The sequence below is a fragment of the Actinomadura rudentiformis genome, from assembly GCF_008923185.1.
Taxonomy (GTDB): domain Bacteria; phylum Actinomycetota; class Actinomycetes; order Streptosporangiales; family Streptosporangiaceae; genus Spirillospora; species Spirillospora rudentiformis.
On record NZ_WBMT01000022.1, the window covers coordinates 92,853 to 112,962 of the forward strand.

Below are 20,110 nucleotides of genomic sequence, written 5' to 3' on the forward strand. Positions count from 1 at the left end.
GTGACAACCCTATGGGGGCGTCAGAGCAGGGCGGCCATGGAGTCCAGCCGCCGGAGCGTGTCGGCCTCGGTCTCGGTCGGCAGGTTGAAGAGCACCTCGTCGACGCCGGCCGCTTCGAGCTCGGCGATGATCTCCGGCTTGGGCACGACGGCGAACAGCGTGACCGGCACGGGCCGCCCCGCGCGTTCGCGCAGCCCGGTGATCTGACCGGCCAGGTCGGCGGTGCCGCGGCCGTGGATCGGCATCCATCCGTCGCCGAACTCGATCACCCGGTCGAACGTGGTCGGCCCGGAGCCGCCGATCATCACCGGCGGGTGCGGCTCCTGGACGGGCTTGGGATAGGAGAAGACGGGGTCGAAGTCGACGAACTCGCCGTGGAACTCCGCCTGGTCCTTGGTCCACAGCTCCTTGACCGCCAGCACGCGTTCGCGCAGCAGCCGCATCCGCGTCTTGGGATCGGTGCCGTGGTTGCGCATCTCCTCGCGGTTCCAGCCCGCGCCGACGCCCAGGACGGCCCGGCCGCCGGACACCCGGTCGAGCGAGGCCACCTCCTTGGCGAGGATGATCGGGTCGCGCTGGACGACGAGCGCGATGCCCGTGCCAAGCCGGAGGCGTTCGGTCACCGCGGCTGCTGCGCTCAAGGCGACGAACGGGTCGTACGTCCGGTAGTAGTGCCGCGGGAGCTCGGCGCCGCCTGGCCAAGGCGACTCGCGCTTGGCCGGGATGTGAGTGTGCTCGGCGAGGAAGAGGGACGAGAAACCCCGTTCCTCCAGCGCCCGTCCGAGCGCCACCGGGCCGATCCCGTCATCGGTCACGAACGTCGAGACACCGAACTCCATCGCCGCTCCCTCGGTCATCCACAGGAGGCGACTCCGCTTCCGTCGCCCAGCCGGTCATCGACAATAGAAGAGTCAGGCCGGTGACGCTCTTCTCGCTGGTCAGAATGGGCGTGCCGTGCCGGTTGGAATGTCGGTCCCGCACGACAGAATGAGGTCATGAGCATCGAGGGTGTTCCGACCGAGGCGGCGCAGCGGCACGCGCGGCTGAGCCAGGAGATCGACGAGGCCAACTACCGCTACTACGTGCTCGACAACCCCACGTGGACCGACGCCGAGTACGACCAGCGGTTGCGCGAGCTGCAGGAGCTCGAGGCCGCCCATCCGGAGCTGGTGACGCCCGACTCCCCGACGCAGCGGGTCGGGGCGCCCATCGTCACCGACTTCGCGACCGTCGCGCACCTGGAGCGCATGCAGAGCCTCGACAACGCGATGACCGCGGACGAGCTCCTCGCCTGGGACGAACGGGTGGTCAAGGAGGTCGGCGAGGTCGCCGGTTACCTGTGCGAGCTCAAGATCGACGGTCTGGCCATCGCGCTCGTCTACGAGAACGGCCGGCTGGTGCGCGGCATCACCCGCGGTGACGGACGTACAGGCGAGGACGTCACCAACAACGTGCGCACCATCGACGACATACCCACTCAGCTGCAGGGCTCAGGCTGGCCCGAGACCCTGGAGGTCCGCGGCGAGGTCTATCTGCCAGAGGAGGGATTCGAGCAGGTCAACGCCGCGCAGGCCGACGCCGGCAAAGAACCGTTCGCCAACCCGCGCAACGCGGCGGCGGGCTCCCTCCGCCAGAAGGACCCCCGCGTCACCGCCCAGCGCCCGCTCCGCATGCTCGTGCACGGTTTCGGCGCCTGGGAGGCCGGCGACGGCAAACGACCCGAGAGCCAGTCCGAGGCGTACGAGATGATGCGCGCCTGGGGGCTGCCGGTCAGCGACCTCTACAAGGTCCTCGGAGGGCTCGACGCCGTCCGCGAATACATCGGCCACTACGGCGAGCACCGGCGCGAACCCGGCTACGAGATCGACGGCGTGGTGGTCAAGGTCGACCAGTTCGCGTTGCAGCGGCGGCTGGGTTCGACCTCGCGGGCCCCGCGCTGGGCGATCGCGTGGAAGTTCCCTCCCGAGGAGGTCAACACCAAGCTCCTCGACATCAAGGTCGGAGTGGGCCGCACCGGCCGCGTCACGCCGTACGGAGTGATGGAGCCGGTCACGGTCGCGCGCTCCACGGTGGCCTATGCCACCCTCCACAACGCGAGCGAGGTCAAGCGCAAGGGCGTGCTGATCGGTGACACGGTCGTGCTGCGCAAGGCGGGCGACGTGATCCCCGAGATCGTCGCGCCGGTCAGCGGGCTGCGCGACGGGTCCGAGCGCGAGTTCCAGATGCCCACGCGCTGCCCTGAGTGCGACACCGAGCTGGCGTACGAGAAGGAGGGCGACGCCGACATCCGCTGCCCCAACGCGCAGTTCTGCCCGGCGCAGCTGCGCGAGCGGCTCTACTTCCTGGCCAGCCGCAACGCGCTCGACATCGAGGCGCTCGGCTATGTCGGCGCGACGGCGCTCACCCAGCCGCTGGAGCCCAGCGACCCGCCGGTCAAGAACGAGGGCGACCTGTTCCATCTGACCGTCGAGCAGCTGCTGCCGATCCGGACGGTGGTGCGCGAGATGCGCACCGGCCTGCCCAAGATCGATCCGAAGACGGGCGAGGAGAAGGTCGTCACGTTCTTCGCCAACAAGGACGGCGAGCCCAAGAAGACCGTCGAGAAGCTCTTCGAGGAGCTCGAAAAGGCCAAGCAGCAGCCGCTCTGGCGGGTGCTGGTGTCTCTGTCGATCCGGCACGTGGGCCCGACCGCCGCCCAGGACATCGCCCGCGAGATGCGTTCGCTCGACCGCATCGCGAACGCCTCCGAGGAGGAGCTGGTGGCGGTCGACGGCGTCGGCCCGGCCGTCGCCGCGTCGATCAAGGCGTGGTTCGAGGTCGACTGGCACCGCGAGATCGTCGACAAGTGGCGGGCGGCCGGCGTCCGGATGGAGGACGAGGGCGCCGACGCGGGGCCGCGGCCGCTGGAGGGCGTCACGGTGGTGGTCACCGGGTCATTGGACGGATTCAGCCGCGACTCGGCGACGGAGGCGATCCAGGATCTCGGTGGCAAGGTCACCGGCTCGGTCTCCAAGAAGACGGGCTTCGTGGTCGTCGGCGACAGTCCCGGGTCCAAATACGACAAAGCGATCAAGCTGGGCGTTCCGGTCCTGGATGAGGACGGATTCCGCGTTCTTCTGACGGAAGGGCCAGATGCGGCCAAAGCCGTAACCCAGCGCGGGGATGAATGACGGCGCGTGTTCGTTGCACAGATAACCAGCTGAAAGTTACTTAAGGGTACTGTCCCACTACCCACTGGTGGCGTTAGGGTGCGGATTGGGCATAACGGAACGTACGCAATCGGTTTCGCGAAGTTGAGCAAACGTCGTACTCTCCCTCTGGTCACACACTCCGATCCTCCGGCGGTGTGAACGGGCGGAAAAGCGGCGGCGACACCCCGGTGACATCGGCCGGGGGACGCCCGGGCCACGCGGCCCGGGGCCCGACCCGGACTCCGGGCCACAGCGGCCAGGAGGACGGACAATCCTGCCCCCCGGCCGTGCCGGCCGAGGGGACGCCCGGTTCTCGAAGGCGCCCCCGGCGCCCGTCGCGGACCGACCTCCGAACCCACCGGCCGTGTCAGCCGGGAGTACGACCCCGAGGCCACACCGGCCGCCGGGGCCTACTCCGTACCCGGCGCCCGGCCAGGGTGACCTCCCCGTACCCCCCGAGGATGTGATGAAGGACCCGAACAACACGCGGAACACGATGCCGCGCAGGGGCTCACCGCTGTGGATCTTCTTCGTCGTGGTCATCTCGCTGGGCGTGGGCGCGTTCGTCGCCACGCTCACCCGGCTGACCGCGACCGAGCTGGACGCCCTCGTCCACATGCCGGTCATCCTGATCCTCGGCGCCTTCATCGTGTTCGGCGAGCTTCGGCCGATCATCACCCCCGGCTCCACCGAGAACAACGGGGCGACCACGTCCACCACGTTCTCGTTCGCCGCGCTGCTCTACGCCGGGCTGCCGATCGCGGCCGTGTTGCAGGCGGTCGCGGTCATCACCTGCGGGGTCTTCCGCGGACGCACGCCCCACCGCATCGCGTTCAACGTGGCGCAGTACACGCTCAGCCTGGCCGCCGCCCAGCTCGCCCTCCTCGCCTGCGGCATCCACGGCGTCCCCTCCGACCCATGGGTGCCCGAAGGCAGGGACCTGCCCGCCATCGCCCTGGCCGGCGCGGTCTACTTCATCTGCAACGACGCCCTCGTCGGCGCGGCCGTCGCCCTGCACGAACGGGTGTCGCTGATCAAGGCGCTGCGCTGGGACCTGGGCTATCAGGTCCTGGTGCACCTGGCGCTGCTCGGCCTCGCGCCGCTGATGGTCGTGGCGATGGACCGGTCGGCCTGGTTCCTGCAGCTCATCGTGCTGCCGTTCATCGCGGTCTACCTGAACGCGTCGGTATCGGTCCGCCGGGAGCACCAGGCCCTGCACGACGGGCTGACCGGGCTGCCCAACCGCAAGATGCTGATCGTCCGGACGGAGGAGGCGCTCGCCGAAGTACGCGGCGCCACGGCCCGCAGGCTCGGCGGGATGGTCGGCGCGGGCCGCCGCCAGCAGGCCGATCCCGTCGGCGGCCGGGCCGGCCTGTTCCTTCTCGACCTCGACAGGTTCAAGGAGGTCAACGACACGCTGGGGCACCCGACCGGCGACCGGCTGCTCCAGCTCGTCGCGCACCGCCTCACCCACAGCGTGCGCCCGGGCGACCTCGTGGCCCGGCTCGGCGGCGACGAGTTCGCCGTGCTGCTGCCCACCGTCCGCGACGCGGCCGCCGCACGCGAGGTGGCCGCCCGCCTCCGCGCCGCCCTCAGCGAGCCCGTCCGGCTCGACGGGCTCTCGTTCGACCTGGAGGCCAGCGTCGGGATCGCGCTCTTCCCCGACCACGCGCCCGACTTCGAGCTGCTCCTCCAGCGCGCCGACGTCGCGATGTACAACGCCAAGGAAAACCGCACCGGTGTCGAGGTCTACTCGCCCGACAAGGACCGCAACTCGCCCGCCCGCCTCGGCATGCTCGGCGACCTGCGCGGGGCCATCGACCGCGGTGAGCTGGAGCTCTACTACCAGCCCAAGATCTCCCTGCATGACGGCCAGCTGGTCGGCATGGAGGCGCTGATCCGCTGGCGCCACCCCGAGCAGGGCCTGCTCGAACCTGACGACTTCCTGCCGATCGCCGAGCAGACGTACCTCATGCGGGCCATCACCCACTACGTGGTGAACGCCGCCCTCGCCCAGGCGGCCTCCTGGTGGAAGGAAGACCTGGCCGTCCAGGTCTCGGTCAACGCCTCCGGCCGCGACCTGCTCGACACCGGCCTCGCCGAGGCGATCGAGGACGGCCTGCTCGAACACGGCCTCCCCGCCGCCGCCCTCCAGCTGGAGATCACCGAGCGGATCCTGATGAACGAGACCGCCTACGCCTCCGAGACCGTCGGCTCTCTCGCCGAACTGGGCATCCCGCTCAGCCTGGACGACTTCGGCACCGGCTACTCGTCCCTGGTCCGCCTCAAGCGCCTCCCGGTCGAGGAGCTCAAGATCGACTCCTCGTTCGTGCAGCGCCTGACGGCCACCGCCGAGGACGCAGTGATCGTCCGCTCCATCGTGGACCTCGTCCGCACCCTCGGCCTCCGTTCGGTCGCCGAGGGCGTCGAGGACGCCCAGACCGCCCGCCTCCTGCGCGAGATGGGCTGCGACGCCGCCCAGGGCTGGCATTTCGGCCGCCCCATGGACGCCGCCACCGCCACCGACTGGTTGCGCTCCGTTAATGGCTTTCACGGCCTCGGCCCCTCGCCTGGCGGCTCGGAACCGAACCGTGAAAGCGGCGAACGCGACATCGCTTCGCGATCTTCGCTCTGAAACTTCGCCTGCGGCTCGTTTCAGGCTCAGGTAGCGCGTTCGCGGTGCGCATGCGGGCAGCTTGATTCTGGGCACACGCACGCATTGCGCATGCGCGCACGCTCGGCTCAAAGTACGGGCCTACGGCCCCATGCGGGTGGCCCCGTGTCGGTGAGACGCGTGCGCATGCTCAGCTCAGGGCGCTCGCGATCCATGTGCGGGCGGCGCGGGTCAGCGAGAGCGGTCGTGGGTGGGCGTGCGGGTCGTGCGCACTCGGTGAGGTGATACCGGTGAGTTGGCCGTGGGGATGCGTTAGGTCAGTAGCGGCGACGGCGGGCGGGCGGCTCCTCGTAGGCGGGGTCTTCGTAGTAGCGCTCTTCGCGGACCGCAGGCGGGGGTGGGGCTACGCGGCGGCGGGCGGTGGCGATGCGGGCTATGCCGATGATCAGACCGATCAGGCCGCCGAGCATCAGGATGATGCCGACCACGCGGATGTCGACGCCGCTGAACTCGTAGTTCACGGCATAAGCCAAGATCGCACCAATGATGATCAGGGCGATGCTGCCACCGATGGTCATGGCGCTCTCCTCTCGTTCGTCCTCGGACGTACGGGAGTTCCGTTCCCCATGTGCCGATATGAAACAGATCGTCCACCTCGTAATGCGGTCGGCCGTAGGTCGGTGCGGCCATAGGATGGTCGTCAATCCAATCGATCGCCAGGAACGGTGTTTGCACATGTCGGCCATCACCCGTGACGAGGTGGCTCACCTCGCCCGGCTGTCCCGGCTGGCGCTCGGCGAGGACGAGCTCGATCACCTCGCGGCCCAGCTCGATCAGATCATTTCCGCGGTCGCGCGGGTGCAGGAGGTCACCGCGGAGGAGATCCCGCCGACCTCGCACGCCCTGCCGCTGACCAACGTCTACCGGGCGGACGAGGTCCGGCCGTCCCTCACCCCGGAGCAGGCCCTGGCGGGCGCTCCGGCCGCCGAGGAGCAGCGCTTCCGGGTTCCGCGGATCCTGGACGAGGAGGCGTGATGACTCTGATCAAGAAGTCGGCTGCGGAGCTGGGTGCGCTGATCGCGTCCGGTGAGGCCTCTGCGGTGGAGGTCGCCCAGGCGCACCTTGAACGGGTGCGGGCTGTGGACGGTCAGGTGCATGCCTTTCTGCACGTCGATGACGAGGCCGTGCTGGCGCAGGCGCGCCGGGTCGATGAGCGGCGGGCGGGCGGCGAGGAGCTCGGGCCGCTGGCAGGGGTGCCGATCGCGCACAAGGACGTCTTCACGACGACGGACATGCCCACTACCGCGGGGTCCAAGATCCTTGAAGGCTGGCGGCCCCCGTACGACGCGACGGTCACTGCGCGGCTGCGCAAGGCGGGGCTGGTGATCCTCGGCAAGACCAACATGGACGAGTTCGCGATGGGCTCCTCCACCGAGAACAGCGCGTACGGCGTGACCCGCAACCCGTGGGACCTGTCGCGGGTGCCGGGTGGTTCGTCCGGCGGCTCGTCGGCCGCGGTCGCCGCGTACCAGGCGCCGCTGTCCACCGGCACCGACACCGGCGGCTCGATCCGGCAGCCCGCGGCCGTCACCGGCATCGTGGGAACCAAGCCGACCTACGGCGGCTCGTCCCGGTACGGGATCATCGCGTTCGCCTCCTCGCTCGACACGCCTGGCCCGTTCGCCCGGAACGTGCTCGACGCGGCACTGCTGCACGAGGCGTTCAGCGGGCACGACGTGATGGACTCCACGTCGATTGACCGTGCTGTGCCGCCGGTCGTCGAGGCCGCGCGGCGCGCCGACGTCAACGGCCTGCGCGTCGGCGTGGTCAAGGAGTTCGCCGGCGAGGGCTATCAGGCGGGCGTGCTCAACCGCTTCAACGAGACCGTTGAGCTGCTGGAGTCGCTGGGCGCCAAGGTCGTCGAGGTGGGCTGCCCGTCGTTCGCCTACGCGCTGCCCGCCTATTACCTGATCGCGCCGTCCGAGGCGTCGTCCAACCTGGCGCGCTTCGACGCGATGCGGTACGGCCTGCGCGTCGCCGACGACGGCACCCGCAGCGCCGAGGAGATCATGGCGCTGACCCGGGCGCAGGGCTTCGGCCCCGAGGTCAAGCGGCGCATCATGCTCGGCACCTACGCGCTCTCGTCGGGCTACTACGACGCGTACTACGGCAAGGCGCAGCAGGTCCGCACGCTCATCGCGCGCGACTTCGACAACGCCTTCGAGCAGGTCGACGTGCTGGTCTCGCCGACCACGCCGACGACCGCGTTCCCGATCGGTGAACGCGCCGACGACCCGATGGCGATGTACCTCGCCGACCTGTGCACGATCCCGTCAAACCTCACCGGCAACGCGGCCATCTCGGTGCCGTGCGGCCTCGCCGACGAGGACGGGCTGCCGGTCGGCCTGCAGATCATGGCCCCCGTCCTCGGCGACGACCGCGTCTACCGCGTGGGCGCCGCCGTCGAGAAGGCCCTGGAAGACCGCTGGGGTGGCCCGCTGCTGGCCAAGGCCCCCGAGCTCGCGGAGGCTGCCAAGTGACCACGCCGACCATCGTCAAGTACGAAGAGGCGCTGACCCGGTACGAGCCGGTGCTGGGCATCGAGACCCACATCGAGCTCGGCACGAACTCGAAGATGTTCTGCGGCTGCCCGACCACGTTCGGCGCCGAGCCCAACACCCAGGTCTGCCCGGTCTGCCTCGGCCTGCCCGGCTCGCTGCCGGTGACCAACCACGCCGCCATCGAGGGCATCATCAAGATCGGCCTGGCGTTCAACTGCGAGATCGTCGAGTGGTGCCGGTTCGCCCGGAAGAACTACTTCTATCCGGACATGCCGAAGAACTATCAGATCTCGCAGTACGACGAGCCTCTCTGCGTCGACGGCCACCTGGACATCGAGGTCGAGGGCGAGACGTACCGGGTCGAGATCGAGCGCGTCCACATGGAGGAGGACACCGGCAAGTCGCTGCACGTCGGCGGCGCCACCGGCCGCATCCATGGCGCCGACTTCTCGCTGGTCGACTACAACCGCGCGGGCATCCCCCTCGTGGAGATCGTCACCAAGCCCATCACGGCCACCGGCGACAAGGCCCCCCTCGTGGCCCGCGCCTACGCCACCGAGCTGCGCGAGCTGGTCCGCTCCATCGGCGTCTCCGACGTCCGCATGGAGGAGGGCTCCATGCGCTGCGACGTCAACGTCTCGCTGATGCCGCGCGGCGCCTCCGAATGGGGCACCCGCACCGAGACCAAGAACGTCAACTCGCTCCGTTCCGTCGAACGCGCCGTCCGCTCCGAGATCGAACGCCAGGCCGCCGTGCTCGACGCCGGCCGGCGCGTCATCCAGGAGACCCGGCACTTCCACGAGGACACCGGCGTCACCACCAGCGGCCGCAGCAAGGAAGAGGCGCAGGACTACCGCTACTTCCCCGAGCCCGACCTCGTCCCCATGGCCCCGTCCCGCGAGTGGGTCGAGGAGCTCCGGGCGACCCTGCCCGAACTCCCCGCCGCCCGCCGCAAGCGGGTCCAGCGGGAGTGGAGCCTGTCCGACCTGGAGCTGCGCGACGTCGTCAACGCCGGCGCCCTCGATCTGATCGAGGCCACCATCGCGGCGGGCGCCGACGCGGCCTCCGCCCGCAAGTGGTGGATGAACGAGCTGTCCCGCCGCGCCACCGAGCAGGGCGTCGAGCTGACCGCCCTGCCGATCACACCCGACCAGGTCGCCCGCATCCAGGCCATGGTCGTCGCGGGCGAGCTCAACGACAAGCTGGCCCGCAAGGTCTTCGAGGGCGTCCTGGCGGGCGAGGGCACCCCGGACGAGGTCGTCGCCGCCCGCGGCCTCAAGGTCGTCTCCGACGACGGCGCCCTGGCCGCGATCATCGACCAGGTCATCGCCGACAACGCCGCCGTGGCCGACAAGGTCCGCGGCGGCAAGGTCGCCGCCGCCGGCGCCCTCGTCGGCGCCGTCATGAAGGCGAGCCGAGGCCAGGCCGACGCGGGCCGCGCCCGCGAGCTCATCCTCGAAAAGCTCGGCGCCTCCTGACTCTGACCGGGACTCGGCCCTACACGGCCGAGTCCCGGTAGAACCACCCGTGCACCTTGGCGAGGGACTGTCAGTGGCCCGCGCTAGTTTCGCCGCCATGGCCTCCCCGTCCGCCTTCCCGCCCTTGCCGGACGGCCTGCCGCCTGGCCGTCTGATCGTGCCCGAGGATTTCCGCGTCCCTCCTCAATGGGTGGGCAAGGAGATCCTCTGGGTATCCGATGAGCCCCTGCCCGATGCGGATCACCTGTGGGCCCGGCTCTACGGCGCGCACACGGAGACAGGGCTCTATCCGCTGCTGCTCTGCGGTCACTTCCGCGACGCTGACCGGCCGTGGCATGCCGGGGAGCTGGGGTACTGGCCGGTGGGCACCATCGATGTGCTCGGGGCCGAAGGTGTCCTCCGCCGCATGTGGGAGTCGGTCACGCCTGACGAGTTCGGTGAGTGGCGCGGGCTGGCGCCTCCAGCAGGATCGTCGGGCCATGGCGCCGATCTCATGGATCCTGGCCTCGCCGCGCAGGAACTGGCCGCGTCATACGCCGCAAAAGAGCACCCGCTGATCGGCTTGGTGCCCGCCGGGCGAGGCGCGGACGCGTTGACTCTTTGCGGCTGGAATGGACCGCTCAACCACACGAATCACACGCAGGAGATCTCGGCGGTGGTCCGGACCTGGGAGGACCGGTTCGGGGCGCGCGTCGTGGCGGTGGGATTCGACACCCTGCACGTGTCGGTGGCCGCTCCACCGCTCACGTTGGAACACGCCAGGCATCTGGCGGACGAGCACCTCGCATTCTGCCCGGACAACATCGGCGACGATTTCGAGCGCTACGCGGCCGGGTTGGTCGGCGCCAGGCAGTGGAGCTTCTGGTGGGACTGACCCTCAAGGGAGGGGGATGGTGAGGATGCGGTCGTCGCCTTGCTGGGGATCGCCTCGGCCGTCCTTGTTGCTGGTGGTGATCCAGAGGGCGCCGTCGGGGGCTTGGACGGCGGCGCGGATACGGCCGTAGCGGTCCTCGAAGTGGGGGACGGGGCGGGCCGCCTTGCCGTCGGCGGTGAGGGGGACCTGCCACAGGCGGGCGCCGCGGAGGGCGGCGGCCCAGAGGGAGCCCTTCGCGTAGGCCAGGCCGGAGGGGGAGGACTCGTCGGTCGACCAGGTCAGGAGGGGGTCGGTGTACTCGGGCTTGCCGCCGACGCCTTCGACTTCGGGCCAGCCGTAGTTCTTGCCCTTCTCGATGCGGTTGATCTCGTCGTAGGTGTTCTGGCCGAACTCGGTGGCGTACATCCGGCCCTTGTCGTCCCAGGCCAGGCCCTGCACGTTGCGGTGGCCGTAGGTCCAGACGCGGGAGTTGAACGGGTTGCCGGGGGCGGGCTTGCCCTCGGCGGTGACGCGGAGGATCTTGCCGCCCAGGGAGTCCTTGTCCTGGGCGAGCTGTGTTTCGTTGACCTCGCCGGTGGCGATGTAGAGGAACTTGTCCGGGCCGAACGCGATGCGGCCGCCGTTGTGGTTGCCGCCCTTGGGGATGCCGGTGACGATGGGCTGGATCGGCCCCATCCTGCCGTCGTAGCGGAAGCGGACCACGCGATTGTCGTCCGACGCGGTGAAGTGCAGGTAGACGAGGCGGTCCTGGTTGAACGTGGGCGACACGGCCACGCCCATGAGGCCGCCCTCGCCCTCCGCCTCGACACCGGGCACCGTGCCGATGGGGGTCGCCTGGCCTTGGGGGGTGACCCGGAGGACGCGGGCGCTGTTGCGTTCGGTCACCAGGGCGTCGCCGGACGGGAGGAACGCGACGGCCCACGGCACGGCGAGGCCGGTCGTCAGGTCACGGGGCTGGCCAAGGGAGCCGGGCGAGCTCGGCATGGGTGCCGGGGTGCTCGCCGTACCCTCACCGCCCTCGCTGCCGGACGAGCAGGCTGCCAGGGGTAGAAGCAGGATCAGTGCAAGTCTTCGCATGGGACCGCCCTCCGTTTGCCTGTAATACGGACGCGGGCGCGTTCCCGTTCCGTCATGTCAGGGGTACGACGATCACACCATCCTTGTCGCCGTTGTCGGTGGTCAGCCAGAGCGACTTGCCGTCCGGGGCTGGAACGACTTCGCGGACGCGTCCGAATCGTTCCTTGAAGTGTGCGATGGGACGTCCGGCGGTGCCGTTGCGGGAGAGCGGGATCTGCCAGAGGCGTTTGCCGCGCAGGGCGGCGGCCCAGAGGGAGCCCTGCGCATAGGTCAGGCCGGACGGGGAGGCCTCGGACGGCGTCCAGGTCAGCACCGGCCGTTTGAAACGCACCTCGTCACCGCCCATGCCCTCGACGTCGGGCCAGCCGTAGTTGCGTCCTTTCACGATCTGGTTGATCTCGTCGAACCGGTCCTGGCCGAACTCCGTGGCGAACATGCGGCCCTGCGGGTCCCATGCCAGGCCCTGCACGTTGCGGTGTCCATAGGTCCAGACGAGGGTGCCGAACGGGTTGCCGGGGGCCGGGTCGCCGGCGGGGGTCATGCGGAGGATCTTGCCGCCGAGGGACTTCTTGTCCTGGGAGAGGTTCTCGCGGCCGGCCTCGCCGGTCGACGCGTACAACATCCGGTCCGGGCCGAAGGCGAGGCGGCCGCCGTTGTGGTAGTCGCCCTTGGGGATGCCGGTGACGAGCATCTGCAGCCTGCCGATGCCGTCCTCGTACGGGAAACGCGCGATCCGGTTGTCGGACCGCGCCGTGAAGTAGACGTACACGAACTTGTCGGTCTCGTAGCCGGGGGAGACCGCGACCCCCAGCAAGCCGCCCTCGCCGGCCGCCGACACGCCCGGGATCTTCCCGATCTCGGTGACCCGGCCCTTCGGGGTGACGCGGAGCAGCTTCGCCGACTCGCGTTCGGTCACCAGCGCGTCCCCGCCGGGCAGGAAGGCCAGCCCCCAGGTGACCTTGCGGTTCTTGACGATGGCCTGCGGCTCGCCGGGGCGTGCCGTGCCGGTGGGCGAGGACGACGGCTGCGCCGAGTCCGCAGCGGTCGGTGAATCATCACCGGACGTGTCTGAGCCATCGTCGTCCCCACTGCAGGCGCCCAGAACGAGCAGCACGGTCACAACGGTCGCGAGAGCGGAAGTACGGCGCATAGGGCAATCAAGACACAGTGGCGCCCGCGGCACAACGACCTTCCCTTGACGTGACGGCACCGTGCCCTAGGGAAGGTGACGTGGGACAAGTCGCCGCTAAGGCGGCGATCCATGGCGAGACTTCGCGGTAAGCAGGGCCGCCGACGATGTTTGTCGCCGGGTGGACGCTGAGCCTCAATCGCTCCGTGACCTACAGAACGTACATTGAGCATCACGGTGATCCCGCACTGCAGCAACGTCGCTGACCGAATGACCGGCGCAGCGGATGTGCCCGCCAGCTCCCCCCGGCGCACAACCTGCGTGGGGCACGATCCACTACGTACGGAACGTTGTCCGAGCGGCCGGGCGAGCTATCCGGGGGTCTGGGGGGTCGTCCCCGGGCAACTCCTCGGGACGAACATTCCATAGGCGCAGCGGAGTGGCTGCGGGGGCAGAACGCTCCCACAAGGCAGAAAGGGACACGGCGCGATGAGCGGCGAGAACGCTCGGAGGGCGGTGGGGCGGGGTCGTGACCGTGAAGCACGGCGGACGTCCCGGCGCGTGCCGTCCTCGGCGGTGCCCATCGGCATCGTCGCGATCATCGGCGTGCTCTACGCCATCGGCTCCCTGCTGGGGTGGGGCGGCTCGGCCTTCACGGCCTGGGCCGAGGTGGCGGCCGCCGCCGCGGCGACAGGCTCGCTGCTGGTCGCGGCCCGCCGGCTGAACGCGGCCCAGCCTGACGGCGACCCGCCGGATGACTCCACCCTGGAGGACTCCCGGCTGGACTTCCAGCCCGGCGCCCTGCCGCCGGACCCCACCGCCGCGGAGTCGATGGTGGACGACGCCGGATCCCCGGCGCGCGGCCAGGGGGAGACCCAGTGGCGCGCGTCCTGGCGGTGGTACGGGATCGCCGCGGCCTGCTGGCTCGTAGGCTCGATCGGCTCGGCCATCTCCCCCTCGTCCGGCCGCAGCGCGATGTCGGCGTCGGTCTTCGACCTCTTCTACCTGGCCGCCGTGATCGCCCTGGTGATCGGCATGGTCGTGCCGACCAGGCTGCCCCGCGACGCCCGGACCTGGCTGCGGTACGCGGGCGACACGTACGTGTGCGTCTGCGCCCTCTTCGTGCTGGGCTGGGTGACGCTGTTCAGCGACCTCTACCGGCGGTCCGGCGAGACACCTGCCGAGTTCCTGCTCGAACTGCTCTACCCGCTCGTCGACACCGTCCTGGTGTGCGGCGCGCTGTCGTTCGTCCTCGGTGCCGCGCGCGGGCACCGGCGTTCGGCCTGGCTGGGGTACGTGGCGCTTGTCGCGTTCGCCGCCGCGGACGTGGTGAGCCTGACCGTCCGGCTGCGGGGCGGCGCCGTGGCCGACGATCCCGCCGACATCCTGCGTCTGGGCGGCCTGCTGATGCTCGCGCTCGTGCCCTGGAACGGGCCCAGCGGCAGCAGGATCCGCGAGTCGGCCGACGAACCCGGCCGGATGATCGGCCCCGGGCTCGCGCCGGCCGCCGTGGCGGCCGCGGCCACCCTCTTCGTGGCGGGCCGCGGGCTCGCCGGGACCGACGGGCTGGAGCCCGTCGTCTCGCTGGTGGCGGGGTCGGCGACCATCGTGCTGCTCGTCCGGCTGGCCGGGCTCCTGCGCGAGAACGACGGCCTGCGGCGCGCCGTCGACACCGGCGAGGAACACTTCCGGGCTCTCTCGGAGAGCATCAACGACGCGGTGCTGATCTGCGACCTCGACGCGGTCGTGCAGTACGCCAGTGCCGGAGCGCTCCGCACCTACCGCTACGCCCCGGACGAGCTGCTCGGCCGCCCGCTGCACGAGATCATCCATCCGGAGGACGTGCCGCATGTCCAGGACGTCTTCTCCGAGTTCCTGAAGGCCGAGGAGGGCACGACCACGGCCGACGACGACCCGGTGCCCGACACGCTCCGGGTGTCCTGCCGGGTACGGGCGGCCGACGGGACCTGGCTGCCGACCGAATCGACGATCTCCCGCTACAGCGGTACGGGGGAGGCGCCGGGCCGGCTGCTGGTCACCACGCGCGACCTGAGCGAGCAGGCCGCCCTGCAACGCCAGGTCACCCACCTGACGTTCCACGACGGCCTGACGGGCCTGCCCAACCGTGCCTACTTCGAGGAGCGCACCCGCGAGGTGCTGTCCCGCAAGGAGTGCGGCGGCAAGGTCGCCGTGGTCTTCGCCGACCTGGACGGCTTCACCGCGGTCAACGACTCCGCGGGGCACGCGGCGGGCGACCAGGTGCTGGCGCAGGCGGCCCGCAGGCTGCGGGCCACGGTCCAGGCCGACGACACCGTGGCCCGCTGGGGCGGCGACGAGTTCGCCGTCCTCGTGGAGAATCCCGCCGAGACGCAGACGGCGGTCGAGCTCGCCGAACGGCTGCTGCGCGTGCTCTCGGTCGAGCCGTACCGCGTCGGCAGCAAGGGCATCGTGCTCACCGCCAGCGTCGGGATCGCCTTCGTGGTCGACCAGGAGCCGGGCACCGTGTCCGGCAACGCGCTCGGCGGCACCCCTGGCACCGTCTCCGGCATCGAGCTGGACGGCCAGCGTGGCGCCGGTCATGGCGCGGAGACCCCGGGGGAGGCGGACGGGTCCCTGAACGCTGGGCGGCGGCTGCGGCGGAACGCGGCGGAGCTGATCCGGAACGGCGACCTCGCGATGGCACGCGCCAAGGAGCTGGGCGGCGGGCGGGTCGAGGTCTTCGCCCCGCACATGCACGCCGACGTCGTACGGCGCCTGGAGCTCGGCAGCGACCTGCAGCGCGCGCTGGCCGAGGAGGAGTTCACCGTCGAGTTCCAGCCGGTGGTCGAGCTCGCCACGTCCAGGGTCACCGGCGTGGAGGCCCTGGTGCGCTGGTGGCGGGGGAACGACGCCGTGCCGCCGGAGGAGTTCATCGGCCCCGCCGAGGTGTCCGGCCTGATGATCCCGCTGGGGGACTGGGTGCTGCGCGAGGCCTGCCGCGAGGTGGCGCGCTGGCGGCGCGAGTCCTGGGAGGTGGGGTTGTCGGTCAACTTCACCGCCCGCCAGATCGCCGCGCCGCGGTTCGTGGAGTCGGTCGCGGCCGCGCTGGAGGAGACCGGGCTGCCGCCGCAGGCCCTCACCCTCGAGGTGAAGGAGGAGGTGCTGGTCGAGGACGCCGGGCAGAGCGTGGAACGCCTGTCGGCGTTGCGCGATCTGGGCGTCCGGCTCGCGATCGACGACTTCGGCACGGGCTATGCCTCGCTGGCCTACCTCGGCCAGCTCCCGGTGGACATCATCAAGATCGACCCGTCGTTCGTGGCCGGGCTGGGATCCGACGAGACGCTCACGCTGCTCACCAGGACGATCGTGCGGCTCGGGCGCGACCTCGGGCTGACCGTGGTCGCCGAGGGCATCGAACGGCCCGAGCAGCTGGAGCTGCTGCGCGAGATGGACTGCCCGCGCGGGCAAGGCTTCCTGGTGGCCCGGCCCATGGCCGCCGGACGTGTCGAATCCCTGGTCCGCACCAATCTCGGCGCGCCGGACGTCGCAGGAGGGACCACCCTGCCGCTGGAAGGAACGGCGCTTTCACCGGGCTGATCTGGCTACGGGAGGCCTCGCTCGGGCGGGGCCCGACCTCCCCAGTCTCATATGTCGAGACAATATGTCCAAGGATTTGACCCACGCCGGGAAGTCGGCGAAAGTGGCTTCCGTGCAGAGCGGTTCCATCATTCTCGTAGTACTTGGTCGGCGCGCAGGCTGATCAAGCACTTCCACCTGCGCGCGCCCCTCGACCGCCAACCGGCGGCGGGGGTTTTTTGTTGGCCGTGTTAGCCGCAAAGCCCTTCAGCCCGACTCTCCCCAAGGAAACAGGAACATGACGACCGAACAGATGACGGGAGCCCAGGCGCTGGTCCGCGCCCTGGAGAACGTCGGCGTCGATACGGTGTTCGGCATCCCCGGAGGGGCGATCCTCCCGGCGTACGACCCGCTCTTCGACTCGAAGAAGCTGCGCCACATCCTCGTCCGCCACGAGCAGGGCGCCGGGCACGCCGCGCAGGGCTACGCGATGGTGACCGGCAAGGTCGGCGTGTGCATGGCCACCAGCGGCCCGGGCGCCACCAACCTGGTCACGCCGATCTCCGACGCGTACATGGACTCGGTCCCCATGGTGGCGATCACCGGTCAGGTCCCGAGCGCCTCGATCGGCACGGACGCCTTCCAGGAGGCGGACATCGCGGGCATCACGATGCCGATCACCAAGCACAACTTCCTGGTGACGAGGGCGGAGGACATCGGCCGCACGATCGTCGAGGCGTTCCACATCGCCTCCACCGGCCGCCCCGGCCCGGTCCTGGTCGACATCTCCAAGGACGCGCTGCAGGCCACGTTCGGCTTCGAGTGGCCGGTGCAGATGCAGCTTCCGGGCTACCGGCCCGTCACCCGGCCGCACTCCAAGCAGGTGCGCGAGGCGGCACGGCTGATCGTCGAGGCGGAGCGCCCGGTGCTGTACGTGGGCGGCGGCGTCATCAAGGCCGGCGCCTCGGCCGAGCTCAAGGTCCTCGCCGAGCTGACCGGCGCGCCCGTCGTCACGACCCTGATGGCCAAGGGCGCGCTGCCCGACAGCCACCCGCTGCACATGGGCATGCCCGGCATGCACGGGAGCGTCGGCGCGGTCGGCGCCCTGCAGAAGGCCGACCTGCTGGTCACCCTGGGCGCCCGCTTCGACGACCGGGTCACCGGCAAGCTCGACGGCTTCGCCCCCTTCGCCAAGGTCGTGCACGCCGACATCGACCCGGCCGAGATCTCCAAGAACCGGCACGCCGACGTCCCGATCGTCGGCGACGCCCGCGAGGTCATCGCGGACCTGATCGTCGCGGTGCAGAACGAGCACGAGAACGGCCACAAGGGCGACTACGCGGACTGGTGGCGCCAGCTCAACGCCTGGCGCGACACCTACCCGCTGGGCTACGACAAGCCCGACGACGGCTCCCTGTCACCGCAGCACGTCATCGAGCGCATCGGCCAGCTGGTCGGCCCGGAGGCCTACTACGTGGCGGGCGTCGGCCAGCACCAGATGTGGGCCGCGCAGTTCATCAAGTACGAGCGGCCCGGCGCGTTCCTCAACTCCGGCGGCGCGGGCACCATGGGCTACGCGGTCCCCGCCGCGATGGGCGCCAAGGTCGGCGCGCCGGACACCCAGGTCTGGGCGATCGACGGCGACGGCTGCTTCCAGATGACCAACCAGGAGCTGGCCACCTGCGCGATCGAGGGCATCCCGGTCAAGATCGCCGTCATCAACAACGGCAATCTCGGCATGGTCCGGCAGTGGCAGACGCTCTTCTACAACGAGCGCTACTCCAACACCAATCTCCATTCGAAGCGGATCCCCGACTTCGTGAAGCTGGCCGAGGCGTACGGTTGCGTGGGGTTGCGCTGTGACCGCGCGGAGGACGTCGACGCCACCATCGCCAAGGCGATGGAGATCAACGACGCCCCCGTCGTGATCGACTTCGTCGTCCACCAGGACGCCATGGTCTGGCCGATGGTCGCCGCCGGCACCACCAACGACGACATCAAGATCGCCCGGGACCTGGCCCCCGACTTCGAGAACGGAGACTGACCGAGATGAGCATGCACACTCTCTCCGTCCTGGTGGAGAACAAGCCCGGCATCCTGGCGCGGGTGGCGGCCCTGTTCTCCCGCCGGGGGTTCAACATCGAGTCGCTGGCCGTCGGCACCACCGAGCACCCCGAGATCTCCCGCATGACGATCGTGGTGAACGTCGAGGAGCTGCCGCTGGAGCAGGTCACCAAGCAGCTCAACAAGCTGGTGAACGTGCTCAAGATCGTCGAGCTGGACCCGTCCCAGTCGGTGCAGCGCGAGCTGATCCTGGTCAAGGTGCGCGCCGACGCCGAGACCCGCTCGCAGGTCCTGGAGACCGTCCAGCTGTTCCGCGCCAAGGTCGTCGACGTGGCCCCCGACGCCGTCACCATCGAGGCCACCGGCAACCGCGACAAGCTGGAGGCCTTCATCCGGGTGCTGGAGCCGTTCGGCATCAAGGAGCTGGTCCAGTCGGGCATGGTGGCCATCGGCCGCGGCGCCCGTTCCATCACCGACCGCTCGCTGCGCGCCATCGAGCGCAGCGCGTGAGCACGACCCCTGAAGTACGACCCATCACCGAAAGTGAAAGGCAGCACCACAGTGGCTGAGATGTTCTACGACAACGATGCCGACCTGAGCATCATCCAGGGCCGGCACGTCGCCGTGATCGGGTACGGCAGCCAGGGGCACGCGCACGCGCTCTCCCTGCGCGACTCCGGCGTGGACGTCCGGGTCGGCCTGGCCGAGGGCTCCAAGAGCCGGGAGAAGGCCGAGGCCGAGGGCCTGCGGGTGCTCACGGTCGCCGAGGCGGTCGAGGAGGCCGACCTCGTCATGATCCTCACCCCGGACCACCTGCAGCGCGGGATCTACGAGGAGCACATCAAGCCGAACCTCGTCGAGGGCGACGCGCTCTTCTTCGGCCACGGCCTCAACATCCGCTACGGCCTCATCGAGCCCCCGGCGGGCGTGGACGTCTGCATGGTCGCCCCGAAGGGCCCGGGTCACCTGGTGCGCCGCCAGTACACCGCGGGCCGCGGCGTACCGGTCATCGTGGCCGTGGAGCAGGACCCGTCCGGCAACGGCTGGCCGCTAGTGCTGTCGTACGCCAAGGCCATCGGCGGCCTGCGCGCGGGCGGCATCAAGACCACCTTCACCGAGGAGACCGAGACCGACCTCTTCGGCGAGCAGGCCGTGCTGTGCGGCGGGCTCTCCGAGCTGATCAAGGCCGGGTTCGAGACCCTCATCGAGGCCGGCTACCAGCCCGAGGTGGCCTACTTCGAGTGCCTGCACGAGGTGAAGCTGATCGTCGACCTCATGTACGAGGGCGGCATCTCCAAGATGTACTGGTCGGTGTCCGACACCGCCGAGTACGGCGGCTACACCCGCGGCCCGCGCGTGGTCACCCGTGACACCAAGGCCGAGATGAAGAAGATCCTCGGTGAGATCCAGTCCGGCCAGTTCGCCAAGGAGCTCGTCGCCGAGTTCGAGGGCGGCCAGGTGCAGTTCGGCAAGTACCGCGAGGAGCTCGCCGAGCACCCCATCGAGAAGACCGGCGCAGCCCTCCGTCCGATGATGAGCTGGCTGAACGACTGAGCCTGCGCCTCAC

Annotated in this window: 13 protein-coding genes and 1 pseudogene; 10 read left to right on the plus strand and 4 right to left on the minus strand. The window is 70.0% G+C overall.

What is annotated here, in order from left to right; all coding sequences use genetic code 11:
* Positions 1-20 precede the first annotated feature (20 nt).
* A complete protein-coding gene (locus F8566_RS38250) occupies positions 21-857 on the minus strand; it encodes an LLM class F420-dependent oxidoreductase (protein ID WP_225993885.1) in 837 nt (278 codons plus the stop codon).
* Positions 858-995: 138 nt separating this feature from the next.
* Between F8566_RS38250 and ligA the strand changes: the two genes are divergently transcribed.
* Together ligA and F8566_RS38260 are read left to right on the plus strand one after the other, a co-directional pair.
* Positions 996-3,170: an NAD-dependent DNA ligase LigA gene (gene ligA, locus F8566_RS38255; protein ID WP_151567126.1), complete on the plus strand. Its 2,175-nt coding sequence runs from the start codon at positions 996-998 to the stop codon at positions 3,168-3,170.
* A 487-nt stretch (positions 3,171-3,657) separates the two neighbouring features.
* Entirely contained in the window at positions 3,658-5,826 is a 2,169-nt protein-coding gene (locus F8566_RS38260) for a putative bifunctional diguanylate cyclase/phosphodiesterase (protein WP_151567128.1), read from the plus strand.
* Between the two features lie 296 nt (positions 5,827-6,122).
* Here F8566_RS38260 and F8566_RS38265 read toward each other — a convergent pair whose 3' ends face one another.
* On the minus strand, positions 6,123-6,383 hold the full coding sequence (locus tag F8566_RS38265; RefSeq protein ID WP_151567130.1) for a DUF6458 family protein: 261 nt from the start codon (positions 6,381-6,383) through the stop codon (positions 6,123-6,125).
* Positions 6,384-6,540: 157 nt separating this feature from the next.
* Between F8566_RS38265 and gatC the strand changes: the two genes are divergently transcribed.
* The 4 genes from gatC to F8566_RS38285 all read left to right on the plus strand — a co-directional run bounded on the left by gatC (position 6,541) and on the right by F8566_RS38285 (position 10,718).
* Complete coding sequence (gatC, locus tag F8566_RS38270; RefSeq protein ID WP_151567132.1) at positions 6,541-6,840, plus strand: Asp-tRNA(Asn)/Glu-tRNA(Gln) amidotransferase subunit GatC; 300 nt, start codon at positions 6,541-6,543, stop codon at positions 6,838-6,840.
* A complete protein-coding gene (gene gatA, locus F8566_RS38275) occupies positions 6,840-8,345 on the plus strand; it encodes an Asp-tRNA(Asn)/Glu-tRNA(Gln) amidotransferase subunit GatA (RefSeq protein ID WP_192810072.1) in 1,506 nt (501 codons plus the stop codon). The genes gatC and gatA overlap by 1 nt, the downstream gene beginning before the upstream one ends.
* On the plus strand, positions 8,342-9,844 hold the full coding sequence (gene gatB / locus F8566_RS38280) for an Asp-tRNA(Asn)/Glu-tRNA(Gln) amidotransferase subunit GatB (RefSeq protein WP_151567136.1): 1,503 nt from the start codon (positions 8,342-8,344) through the stop codon (positions 9,842-9,844). The genes gatA and gatB overlap by 4 nt, the downstream gene beginning before the upstream one ends.
* 97 nt (positions 9,845-9,941) lie before the next feature.
* Positions 9,942-10,718, plus strand: coding sequence for a DUF4253 domain-containing protein (locus tag F8566_RS38285; protein WP_151567138.1), 777 nt, complete (start codon positions 9,942-9,944; stop codon positions 10,716-10,718).
* 3 nt (positions 10,719-10,721) lie between these two features.
* Here F8566_RS38285 and F8566_RS38290 read toward each other — a convergent pair whose 3' ends face one another.
* Together F8566_RS38290 and F8566_RS38295 are read right to left on the minus strand one after the other, a co-directional pair.
* Positions 10,722-11,795, minus strand: coding sequence for a PQQ-dependent sugar dehydrogenase (locus F8566_RS38290; protein WP_151567140.1), 1,074 nt, complete (start codon positions 11,793-11,795; stop codon positions 10,722-10,724).
* A 52-nt stretch (positions 11,796-11,847) separates the two neighbouring features.
* The gene (locus F8566_RS38295; protein WP_151567142.1) at positions 11,848-12,945 is read right to left on the minus strand and encodes a PQQ-dependent sugar dehydrogenase; all 1,098 of its coding nucleotides are present in this window, start codon (positions 12,943-12,945) and stop codon (positions 11,848-11,850) included.
* Between the two features lie 468 nt (positions 12,946-13,413).
* Between F8566_RS38295 and F8566_RS38300 the strand changes: the two genes are divergently transcribed.
* From F8566_RS38300 to ilvC, 4 genes and pseudogenes are all read left to right on the plus strand, one after another.
* Positions 13,414-16,500, plus strand: coding sequence for a putative bifunctional diguanylate cyclase/phosphodiesterase (locus F8566_RS38300; RefSeq protein WP_151567144.1), 3,087 nt, complete (start codon positions 13,414-13,416; stop codon positions 16,498-16,500).
* Positions 16,501-16,765: 265 nt separating this feature from the next.
* A pseudogene (locus tag F8566_RS38305) lies at positions 16,766-18,523 on the plus strand (acetolactate synthase large subunit); the annotation flags it as partial.
* A 5-nt stretch (positions 18,524-18,528) separates the two neighbouring features.
* Complete coding sequence (gene ilvN, locus F8566_RS38310) at positions 18,529-19,053, plus strand: acetolactate synthase small subunit (protein ID WP_151567149.1); 525 nt, start codon at positions 18,529-18,531, stop codon at positions 19,051-19,053.
* 60 nt (positions 19,054-19,113) lie between these two features.
* Entirely contained in the window at positions 19,114-20,097 is a 984-nt protein-coding gene (ilvC, locus tag F8566_RS38315; RefSeq protein ID WP_151567151.1) for a ketol-acid reductoisomerase, read from the plus strand.
* The last annotated feature ends 13 nt before the right edge of the window (positions 20,098-20,110 follow it).